This window comes from Halomonas sp. BM-2019, from assembly GCF_017584085.1.
This window is the reverse complement of the sequence record NZ_CP071922.1, coordinates 1,430,715-1,440,314: the sequence shown is the minus strand read 5'-3', so window position 1 is coordinate 1,440,314 and position 9,600 is coordinate 1,430,715. Positions and strand designations below refer to the sequence as shown.

Here is a 9,600-nt window from a genome sequence, read left to right as displayed (position 1 = left end):
CCCGGCGCATCAGCGGTTCGGCCTCGGCCAGCCGGTTCGTGGCCTGCAGCAACTGCGCCAGGTTGTTGAGGTCGATGGCGACCGTGGGGTGGTCCGCACCGAGGCTCGCCTCGTCGATCGCCAGCGCCCGGCGCATCAGCGGCTCGGCCTCGGCCAGCCGGTTCGTGGCCTGCAGCAACGAGGCCAGGTTGTTGAGGCGGATGGCGACCGTGGGGTGGTCCGCACCGAGGCTCGCCTCGTCGATCGCCAGCGCGCGGCGCATCAGCGGTTCGGCCTCGGCATACAAGGCTTTTCCAAGAAGCAGTACGCCATTCTCATTGAACAGTCGAGCAGAGGGATCGATGATCCCGGCTTGGTCGGCATGACCCGCAACCGCCCGCACGTGGGGAGCCAGGGGATCGAGCACCGGCCAGCTGCGCACATCCGTCGGATCCCCCACGAAGGCCTCGTTCACCCAGTTCAAGGCCTCGACCAGCGCCCCCGCGGGGGCGGCGTCCCGCTGAGTGCGCCGGGTGACGTCCTGCACCAGACGGTGAACGTCGAAAAACGGCGCATCGGTGGCGCGCATCACCAGGGAGTAGGCATCGAGTTCGGCGAGCGCGCCGTCATGATCCTCCGCATCCTCCTGCCCGGGCACGGGCACATCGAGCAGCGTCTCGGGAATCGGTTCCGGGGCGAACCAGGCCAGGCGCTGTAACAGCATGCGCGCCGGCGCCTTGAGTTGAGTGAACGAGGTCTGCCAGGTGATCGCAACGCTCTTGGGATATTGCATCAGCCGGGGATTGAACCACTGCAGCACCTCATCGCGGCGGCTCTCCCACTGCGTCAGATACTGGCTGAAGGTGGTGCGCCGCTGGGCGATGTAGGCACCGGCTTGCTCGAGGGCGAGCGCGAGGCAGCCCAGTTCACCGGCCAGTGTGGCTGCGACACCCGGATCATCCGCCTGCGGGCGGCGCCCGCCGTCGGTGCGCGACAGCAGGAAATCGGCAGCGGCCTCGGGTCGCAGCAGGCCCACTGGCATCGCTTCGATGCCAGCACTCCAGTTCGTCAGCCGACTGGTGAGCAGCATATGGCCCCCCGTCAGTTTCGGCGCCAGCGCCTCGGCCGCGACAGCGGCGGCTTCCGTGTCGATGTTGTCGAGGATCAGCAGCCAGCCGGCGTGCTGGTTGAACCAGGCCAGCACCGCATCGCGCTGTTTGCCCTCGTCCGTCTCGCTTTGCTCGGGAAGATCCAGAATCGTCTTTGCACACAGCGCGGCCAGGTTGCGGTCCAGCGCTTGCGGGCTATCGGCGCCGACGAGCAGCAGCACCGGGTAGTCACCTGCGTGCCGCCAGGCGTACTCGAGCGCCAGGCGGGTCTTGCCGATCCCGCCCATCCCGGTGAGGGCCTTCACGACGGCAGGCTGGTCGTTGCGCTGCAGGACGGGTCCGAAGCGCCGCGCCAGATCCGCGAGCAGGGCATCCCGGCCCTTGAACAAGGTCTCCAAGCTCTTGTAGGGAAGATGCACGATCTTCCGGATCAGCCCGGCTTCGATCAGGATGTCTAGCAGACCCGAGCGCCAGACCTCGGCCGCGAACTGATCGGACGAGCTGAAGTGGATGCCAGGATGGCGCTCGACCTGCTCCAGGCGCGCCAGATGCGCCTGCTGCGCCGCGCTCTGCTGCGGGTCGAGCAGGTAGGCGGAATTGCGTTCAGTACCCCTGCCCGGCACCGCGATGATCAACCGCCTGCCGTGATACAAGGCCAGCCAGGCTTCCCATTGCGTGTAGGAGAGGGGTGGCCCACCGGCTCCGAGACAGTCCGCCACGGGCGGCAAGCGGTGACCCAGGTCCGGGTAGCGCTCTCGGATCGCCGCCACCGACGGCGCTTGCGCCATCGCACCGGTCATGTCGCCGACCAGATGGATGACCACGTCGCAGCGCCGGATGTACTCGTCGAGCATGTCCAGCGTTTCCGTGCCGGTCACGATGAAGTCCTCCTGCACCTTCACCGTGACGTTCGGCCGTTCGAGGTAATGGCGCAAGGTGTCGCGGTAGCTGCGGAACTCGGCGCTCACGGTGGACAGGAAAATGCAGACCTGAGCCATTGCCACTTCCTCCTCTCGCTTCCCAATCTTTCCGCAGTCATCCGAACTGGATTGGCTGAAGTGCGACCCAGGAGGATTGTCGGGCACCGACCCAGGGTACAGCCACGATCCTGCAAGCCTGCTGCGTTGGGCTCAAATCTCATTCTAGCTGCCGAGTGGCAACCAGGATCCCACCGAGAATCGTGGGCGGCTTCGACTCCGATACCTGCCACCCGCTGCATCGAACGCTGGATAGCGGCTATGGGTCGAAAACCATCCATCGGCATAGACTAACATTCCTCGTTCGGCCAGGAGCGGTCTTTTAGATGGTTCTGATTTTAGGCCAACAATCAGCCGTGTGAGATACTAGCGAGGGATGAATGTCCTTGTTAATGCTGGCTAATAGGCGGCTTGTAACTGATACTTTCATTCTCAACGACAATCATTTTCTGCTTCTTCATCTGCTCGATTATTTCCACAAGCTCACTCTTTTCGAGCCTCTTCAAGAATAGCGCATTGATGGTATTCGCAAGTGTCTTGACTTTGCGAGGCCTTGAATGCCCCCGCGCAGCTAGGCTTATTACAATTGCCTCGAGTTTTTCGCCTATTGACGTTGCATTAGACATTCTTAACAACGGTATCTCGGCGAGTTCCTTCTCGCGCTGAGCGAATATTTTTCTCTCCTTGAGATGCTTAATCAGGGGATCGAATCCCGTATCTTTCGAAATAATGTGAAAGTACGCATTCGGGTCTTTCTCCGCCAGTTGACCGACGTAAAAAGCGATATGGAAATCGAGCGCATTCGGCCCATTGCCTCCAATTTTCACATACTCTGCGTTGCTTCCAAGGGCTTGAAGAGCCGAAGCAAGTTCGAACGGGATCTTTGCCTGATTTGCACCAACGAAGACGATGACCTTGAATTCGTGGCCATTGAGAACCGCCAAGCTCTTTGGCTGAACATTCTCGTAATCGATCAGGACGTAATTATTCTTCAATTTCTCATCCCTTTCTATGCCCTAACGCCCGCAGCATGCGCGTTTTTTTGGTGGAGGCGAATCCGGAAAAAAGCCATCATCGAGCCTACGATTGTTAGCATTACTTTCGCTCCTTTCTCTCATCCCAAGTTTCCAATACGAATAAAGCTATGGTATGAGCAGAATGAATAGCCAGCCGAGCATGCCTTGGCTTTAAGTTGTATATCTTACGACCCTGCCCATGAGCTGAGCTTGCATGTGTTCGGAATGCCCCAATACCGTCAACTACAGACAGCACTCCAGAAAGAATCTTTTTCAAATCGTGATCTTCCAGCACTCCTGGGTCAAAGCCTAGATCAGAACGCACAATCTTCCACACATTTTGAAGATCTTGCTTTTGAGGAATTTCCAACTTTTCATCTGCTATATATGTCTTGAAAATGGATTCAAGAATATTGCATGCGGCTGATACCGCCTCTCTAGGCTCAGAGTTTACGTTGGCAAGAGCTCTATTAAACTCTGCATCAATTGCGGGAATTTCGCGCCCTTTAATCAGTTCGGCCAGTGATCGACTGGGTGCAGAACTACCATCGGAAATTATTCCACCCGAAAGATACGTAAGGTTGCACCGAGAAAGAATTGCTTCTAGCTTGGCTTTGATCTCTTTCTTTACATCCACAGCAGGAGCACCAAGCCATGAAAGTGTATCATCCTCCAAATCGGGCAACTCCATGTAACCCTCAATAATCCGCCCCAAAACAACCAAGGGATGCTTAGACTCTTTATTGACTTGCCGAAGCCATGCCTGAACTTTGACGGGCTTTGAGCCATCTGGTGGCTCGCCTGGGGCTTCAGCATACGAAAAAAGATTGTTCAAGCTGGCATGTGTTTCGATGGCAGGCATGTTCTCTGACAGCACGGCTATGACTGGGGCCGGGATTTCCTTTCTCATAGGCTTACTCGCATCTCTCTTAGAACGCTCAACATCATCGCGCGTGCCGCATAGCGAGTACGAACACACATGCAGCCATTTCCGAAATGTCGGCTTTTGGGTCGTTAGCGGATATTCGCCCGATAAATCGGGCTCCTACAGGAAGCATGGAGATGAGCGAGAAGCCTTGGTCGTTATCTGCCATTACGCCCTCCCCTCTCCCTGCCGATAGACCGGATACTGGTGGTCGCATTTTCGGCAAGTGGCCGAATAGCTCGGGCCAACCTTCGCGACCCTGACGCTCTTCCAGCCACAGGCGCGGCACGGCTGCTTCATCGAGGTATTGGTGCTGCAAGTACCGCACTTCACGTAGTAGCCGTACTGGCCGTACATGCCGATCAGGTTGTCGGCCTCGTCGCACTGCTTGCAGGTCAGCAGCTTTTCGATGGGGGCTGCTATGTCTACAGGTGACTCTGCGGCAAGACGCTCGGCGTCAGTCACCACATAGCTCAGCGGCGCGGGTTCGCTGACGGGAGCGGCAATGGGACTCGGCTCCCGAGGCGGCGTGACCTGCGCCGGCTGCTCCGATTCCGCCTGTAGTGCTGCGGTATGTTCCAGAAGAAAGGTGCCGATATTCTCCAGCTCACGCTGCGAGAAGCTGGGCCGCCCCTTGAGAAAGCCACCCTTGAGGCTACCGATGAGCTCCTTCGCTTTCTTGGCGACGAATTCGGTCTTGACCACCTTGTCGGCCACGTCCTTCGGCATCTTCTTGCGATGCAGGATGGCGGTGCTCGAAACGGCACAGAGCGTGCGCCACTCACGACCGCCTATCTGCATCTGGATGCCCAGCAGCTTGCCAAGCAGCTGCTTCACATGGTCGCGCAGCAGCGCCTTGAGCACGTCCTGCTGCAGCTCCGCCTGGCGAATCGGCGAGGGCATGCCGGACCAGTTGCCCTTGTAGCTGCGGGACCACTCCCCTTCGACGTTGACCTGCACCTCGCCGACGATGCTCTTGGACTCGATGATGATGAAGCCGTAGGGGTGGATCACCAGGTGATCGATCTGGGCGCGCTCGCCACCGTGCTCGATCATCAGGTTGTGGATGATGCGGATCTGCTCACTGTCGCCGAACGCCCTGCGCAGGTGGAAGGCCACATCCTGTTCCTGCTTGTGGCCGTAGAAGCCGCGCTCATCCGTGCCGCTATAGGCTTCCTTTTCCTTGAGGATCATCGGTGGCTCCCTGCGTCTGTCACTCGCTGCTCTGGCCGGCTGTTTTCTTGATAGTCGCGTACCGACAACATTCTGTAACTCAACAGCCTGGCACCAAAGCTCCCAGATCACCAGTGGGCAAAGGCTTACAAGGCGCTGTCCTCTTTCGCCTACACCCTGAGTTCAAGGCGTTCGAAGGCCGGCGTCAGGCGTTCGACCAGCGCCTCGAGCTCACCGAGGGTCGGGGCGCCGGGCACCGGCCGGGCGTAGGCGGGGTCGAGGCAGCGGCCGGTTCGGGCCACCTGCAGGGCGTAGCGCCTGACACCCCGTTCGGCGAGGTCGAGGGCCAGGCGCCGCAGGCTCCCCAGGTCGAGATCGCGCCAGTGAACGGTGGTGCGGCACTCGAAGGCGACGCCGCTTCTCAGCAGCAGTTTGAGGCTCTTGGCATGGGCGGCGGCCAGGCCGGGGCGGCGGCCGACGATGGCGTCGAAGCGCGCCGCCGGGCTCTTCACATCCAGCCCCACCCAGTCCAGGTGCGGCAGGGCCTCGGCCAGGCGCCGCGGGTAGACCCCGGCGGTATGCAGTCCGGTCTTGAAGCCCAGCGCGCGGGCCCGGGCGGCGGCGGCGGGCAGGTCGGCGTGCAGGGTTGGCTCGCCGCCGCTGAAGACGATGCCATCGAGCAGCCCCCGGCGCTTGCCCAGGAAGGCCTCCACCTCGGCCCATTCGCCGGGCTCGGCGCGGCGGGGCGCAAGCATCCCGGGGTTGTGGCAGTAGCCGCAGCGCAGCGGGCAGCCCTGCAGAAACACCACGCAAGCCAGGTGGTCCGGGTAGTCCAGGGTGGTCATGGGGGTGAGGCCGGCCACGGGCAGCCGCGGCAGGCAAGGGTCGGAATGGGGCATGGCGATCATCCGGCCGAGCGCCCCCTGTCGGCCTGGCATGCAGGGCACGGGGCGCTCGGCGTGGCGGTGGGTCAGGGGGTGGCGGCCTGCTCGCGGAAGTGGCGGCGCTCGCGGTGCTCGGACCGCTTGCCACGGTTGAACTGGCTGACCGGGCGGTGATAGCCCATCACCCGGGTCCAGACCTCGCAGCGCTGGCGCTCTTCGGTGGGCAGACTCTCGACGCTATGGCGCATGGGGTGCTCCTTATCAGGTTGGTGGTGTTGCGGGAAAAAGCCTCAGGCCGTGGTGGCTTCGGCCTGGGCGCGCTTTGCCAGAAGGGCGTCATCGCACTTCGGGCAGAATTCGTGTTCGCCGGCCAGGTAGCCGTGCACCGGGCAGATCGAGAAGGTCGGCGTCACGGTGAGGTAGGGCAGGCGGAAGCGGGAGAGCGCGGCCTGCACCAGCTTGCGGCAAGCCGCCGGCGACGAGAGCCGCTCCCCCATATAGAGGTGCAGCACGGTGCCGCCGGTGTAGCGGGTCTGCAGCGGGTCCTGGTGCAGCAGCGCCTCGAAGGGGTCGTCGGTGTAGCCCACCGGCAGCTGGCTGGAGTTGGTGTAGTAGGGGGAGTCCGGCGTGCCCGCCTGGAGGATGTCGGGGTAGCGCTTCTGGTCCTCCTTGGCGAAGCGGTAGGTGGTGCCCTCCGCCGGGGTCGCCTCCAGGTTGTAGAGGTGGCCGGTGGCCGCCTGGAACTCGCGCATCCGTTCGCGCACCTGCTCCAGCAGCTCGATGGCCAGCTGCTGCCCCTCGGGGTTGGCGATGTCGAAGCGGTCCTCGAAGAAGTTGCGCACCATCTCGTTGAGGCCGTTCACCCCCAGGGTGGAGAAGTGGTTGCGCAGGGTGCCCAGATAGCGGCGGCTGTAGGGGTAGAGGCCGTCGTCCATCCAGCCCTGGATGCAGCCGCGCTTGATCTCCAGGCTGTCGCGGCCGAGCGCGAGCAGCCGGTCCAGCTCCTGGAAGAGCCCCGCCCGATCGCCGGCGAAGCGATACCCCAGGCGCGCGCAGTTGATGGTCACCACGCCGAGCGAGCCGGTCTGCTCGGCGCTGCCGAACAGGCCGTTGCCGCGCTTGAGCAGCTCGGTGAGATCGAGCTGCAGCCGGCAGCACATGGAGCGCACCATGTGCGGCTCCAGGTCCGAGTTGAGGAAGTTCTGGAAGTAGGGCAGCCCGTACTTGGCGGTGAGCGCGAAGAGCCGCTCGGCGTTGTCGCTCTCCCAGGGGAAGTCCGGGGTGATGTTGTAGGTGGGGATCGGGAAGGTGAACACCCGCCCCTGGCAGTCGCCCTCCTCCATCACCTCCAGGTAGGCGCGGTTGAGCCGATCCATCTCGGGCTGCAGCTCGCCGTAGGTGAAGGGCTGCTCCTCGCCGCCGATGATCGGCACCTGGTCGCGCAGGTCCGCCGGGCAGGTCCAGTCGAAGGTGAGGTTGGTGAAGGGCGTCTGGCTGCCCCAGCGCGACGGCACGTTGAGGTTGTAGATAAACTCCTGGATGCCCTGCTTGACCTGGGCGTAGCTCAGTCCGTCCTTGCGCACGAAGGGCGCCAGATAGGTATCGAAGGAGCTGAACGCCTGGGCGCCGGCCCACTCGTTCTGCAGGGTGCCGAGGAAGTTGACCATCTGCCCCAGGGCGCTGGTGAGGTGCCGGGGCGGCGCGCTCTCCGCCCGGCCCGGCACGCCGTTGAAGCCCTCGATCAGCAGCTGGCGCAGCGACCAGCCGGCGCAGTAGCCGCTGAGCATGTCCAGGTCGTGGATATGCAGGTCGCCCTCCCGGTGGGCCTCGCCGACCGCGGCGGGATAGACTTCATCCAGCCAGTAGTTGGCGATCAGCTTGCCCGAGGCGTTGAGGATCAGCCCGCCCAGGGAGTAGCCCTGGTTGGCGTTGGCGCTGACGCGCCAGTCGGCGCGCTGCAGGTACTCGTTGACCGTCGAAGCGACGTTGACGGCGCCGGTCGGCTGGCGTTGCATGGGTGTTCCCTCACTGGCCGATTTTCTATATATGGTGCTTTTCCTACAAGATGACACCATATGTTGTGCCCGATGAAGGGTAGACACCCAGGGACGGCAAGGAAATGATCCAGGTCAGGGAATGGGTGAACGACCCTGGGCGTAGCCGCCAGGGCGAAGCCACGAGAGCGAAGGAGGGATCAGGATGCATATGGGAATCCTCACGCTGCATATCTCGCTGCCCGGCTGCCGGTCGCTGAAGGAGAAGCGCCAGCGCATGGGCGGCCTGCACGAGCGCTTCGGGCGCAACCCGGCGGTGGCGGTCTGCGAGAGCGGCGAACACGACCGGCTGGAGGCGAGCGAATGGACCTTCGTGGCGGTGGCCAACGAGGGCCCCAGGGTGGAGGCCCTGCTCGGCGAGATCGAGGACAAGGTCCAGCGAACCGTGGATGGCCGGGTGATGGAGGCGACCCGGGAGATGCTGCAGGGCGGCCCGTGAGGCCGGCTATCAAGCACCGAGACCACGATGCGAGCACCAGGACACGACCAGTTGCCAAGACCACCAGGAGAGACGAATGACGGATCACGAGGTCGGAGCGGCGCGCAGCCTGCTGATCACCGGCTGCTCCAGCGGGATTGGCCACGCCGCGGCCCACGCCATGGCGGCACGCGGCTGGCGGGTCTTCGCCACCGCCCGGCGCGAGGCGGACGTGGCCCGGCTGAAGGAAGAGGGCCTGGAAGCGCTGGCGCTGGACCTGGACAGCAGCGCCTCCATCGAGGCGGCGGTGGCCGAGGTGGCCAGGCGCACCGGCAGGCAGCTGACGGCGCTCTTCAACAACGGCGCCTACGGCCAGCCCGGCGCGGTAGAGGACCTCTCCCGGGAAGTGCTGAGGCAGCAGCTCGAGACCAACCTGCTCGGCACCCACGAGCTCACCACCCGGGTGCTGCCGATGATGCGCGCCCAGGGGCACGGGCGCATCGTGCAGAACAGCTCGGTGCTGGGGTTCGCCGCCCTGCCCTACCGCGGCGCCTATATCTGCTCCAAGTTCGCCCTGGAGGGGCTCACCGATACCCTGCGCCAGGAGCTTGCGGGCAGCGGCATCCACGTCAGCCTGATCCAGCCCGGCCCCATCACCAGCCGCTTTCGCGAGAACGCCCACCGCGCCTTCCGGGCCCATATCGACGCCGCGGCCAGCGCCCATGCCGAGACCTACCGCAAGGTGGAGGCGCGGCTGGCCAGCACCGAGGGCAAGGCCGCCTTCACCCTGGGCCCGGAGGCGGTGGTGGCCAAGCTGATCCACGCCCTGGAGCACCCGCGACCCAGGCCCCGCTACGCGGTCACCCTGCCCACCCATCTGTTCGCCGCCCTGAAGCGGGTGCTGAGCACCCGGGGCATGGACCGGGTGCTGCTGCGCTCGACCCGGGACGAGCGGGAGTAGCCGGAGGAGCCGCGCCGCACGGGTGCCGCCAGGTCGTGACTCAGCGGGCGTCAGGCCCCGACTCGGAGAGCGGCGACAGCGCCATGATCTGCGCGCGCAGCGCC

The 9,600-nt window shown here is 63.5% G+C and carries 9 protein-coding genes; 2 read left to right on the top strand and 7 right to left on the bottom strand.

Annotation, left to right across the window (positions count from 1 at the left end):
* From J5F18_RS07235 to J5F18_RS07205, 7 genes are all read right to left on the bottom strand, one after another.
* Window positions 1–2,086: tetratricopeptide repeat protein (locus J5F18_RS07235; protein WP_346301602.1), on the bottom strand; the 2,086-nt coding region annotated here is incomplete at its 3' end.
* 368 nt (window positions 2,087–2,454) lie between these two features.
* The gene (locus J5F18_RS07230; RefSeq protein WP_346301601.1) at window positions 2,455–3,060 is read right to left on the bottom strand and encodes a PIN domain-containing protein; all 606 of its coding nucleotides are present in this window, start codon (window positions 3,058–3,060) and stop codon (window positions 2,455–2,457) included.
* 100 nt (window positions 3,061–3,160) lie between these two features.
* The gene (locus J5F18_RS07225) at window positions 3,161–3,991 is read right to left on the bottom strand and encodes an abortive infection family protein (RefSeq protein ID WP_346301600.1); all 831 of its coding nucleotides are present in this window, start codon (window positions 3,989–3,991) and stop codon (window positions 3,161–3,163) included.
* A gap of 183 nt (window positions 3,992–4,174) precedes the next feature.
* Entirely contained in the window at window positions 4,175–5,200 is a 1,026-nt protein-coding gene (locus tag J5F18_RS07220) for a nuclease-related domain-containing protein (protein ID WP_346301599.1), read from the bottom strand.
* Window positions 5,201–5,349: 149 nt separating this feature from the next.
* Window positions 5,350–6,078, bottom strand: a complete 729-nt coding sequence (locus tag J5F18_RS07215; protein ID WP_346301598.1) for an anaerobic ribonucleoside-triphosphate reductase activating protein — start codon at window positions 6,076–6,078, stop codon at window positions 5,350–5,352.
* Between the two features lie 71 nt (window positions 6,079–6,149).
* A complete protein-coding gene (nrdD, locus tag J5F18_RS07210) occupies window positions 6,150–6,311 on the bottom strand; it encodes an anaerobic ribonucleoside-triphosphate reductase (protein WP_346301597.1) in 162 nt (53 codons plus the stop codon).
* 42 nt (window positions 6,312–6,353) lie between these two features.
* On the bottom strand, window positions 6,354–8,138 hold the full coding sequence (locus tag J5F18_RS07205; protein ID WP_346301596.1) for a ribonucleoside triphosphate reductase: 1,785 nt from the start codon (window positions 8,136–8,138) through the stop codon (window positions 6,354–6,356).
* Window positions 8,139–8,262: 124 nt separating this feature from the next.
* Between J5F18_RS07205 and J5F18_RS07200 the strand changes: the two genes are divergently transcribed.
* Window positions 8,263–8,556 (top strand): DUF503 domain-containing protein, encoded by a 294-nt coding sequence (locus tag J5F18_RS07200; RefSeq protein ID WP_346301595.1) that lies wholly within the window; start codon window positions 8,263–8,265, stop codon window positions 8,554–8,556.
* Window positions 8,557–8,632: 76 nt separating this feature from the next.
* The gene (locus J5F18_RS07195) at window positions 8,633–9,496 is read left to right on the top strand and encodes an SDR family oxidoreductase (protein ID WP_346301594.1); all 864 of its coding nucleotides are present in this window, start codon (window positions 8,633–8,635) and stop codon (window positions 9,494–9,496) included.
* Window positions 9,497–9,600: the final 104 nt, after the last annotated feature.

Coding starts and splice junctions, on each gene's coding strand:
- J5F18_RS07225 (WP_346301600.1), bottom strand. CDS start 3,991: ATGAGAAAGGAAATCCCGGCCCCAGTCATAGCCGTGCTGTCAGAGAAC.
- J5F18_RS07220 (WP_346301599.1), bottom strand. CDS start 5,200: ATGATCCTCAAGGAAAAGGAAGCCTATAGCGGCACGGATGAGCGCGGC.
- J5F18_RS07215 (WP_346301598.1), bottom strand. CDS start 6,078: ATGCCCCATTCCGACCCTTGCCTGCCGCGGCTGCCCGTGGCCGGCCTC.
- nrdD (WP_346301597.1), bottom strand. CDS start 6,311: ATGCGCCATAGCGTCGAGAGTCTGCCCACCGAAGAGCGCCAGCGCTGC.
- J5F18_RS07205 (WP_346301596.1), bottom strand. CDS start 8,138: ATGGTGTCATCTTGTAGGAAAAGCACCATATATAGAAAATCGGCCAGT.
- J5F18_RS07200 (WP_346301595.1), top strand. CDS start 8,263: ATGCATATGGGAATCCTCACGCTGCATATCTCGCTGCCCGGCTGCCGG.
- J5F18_RS07195 (WP_346301594.1), top strand. CDS start 8,633: ATGACGGATCACGAGGTCGGAGCGGCGCGCAGCCTGCTGATCACCGGC.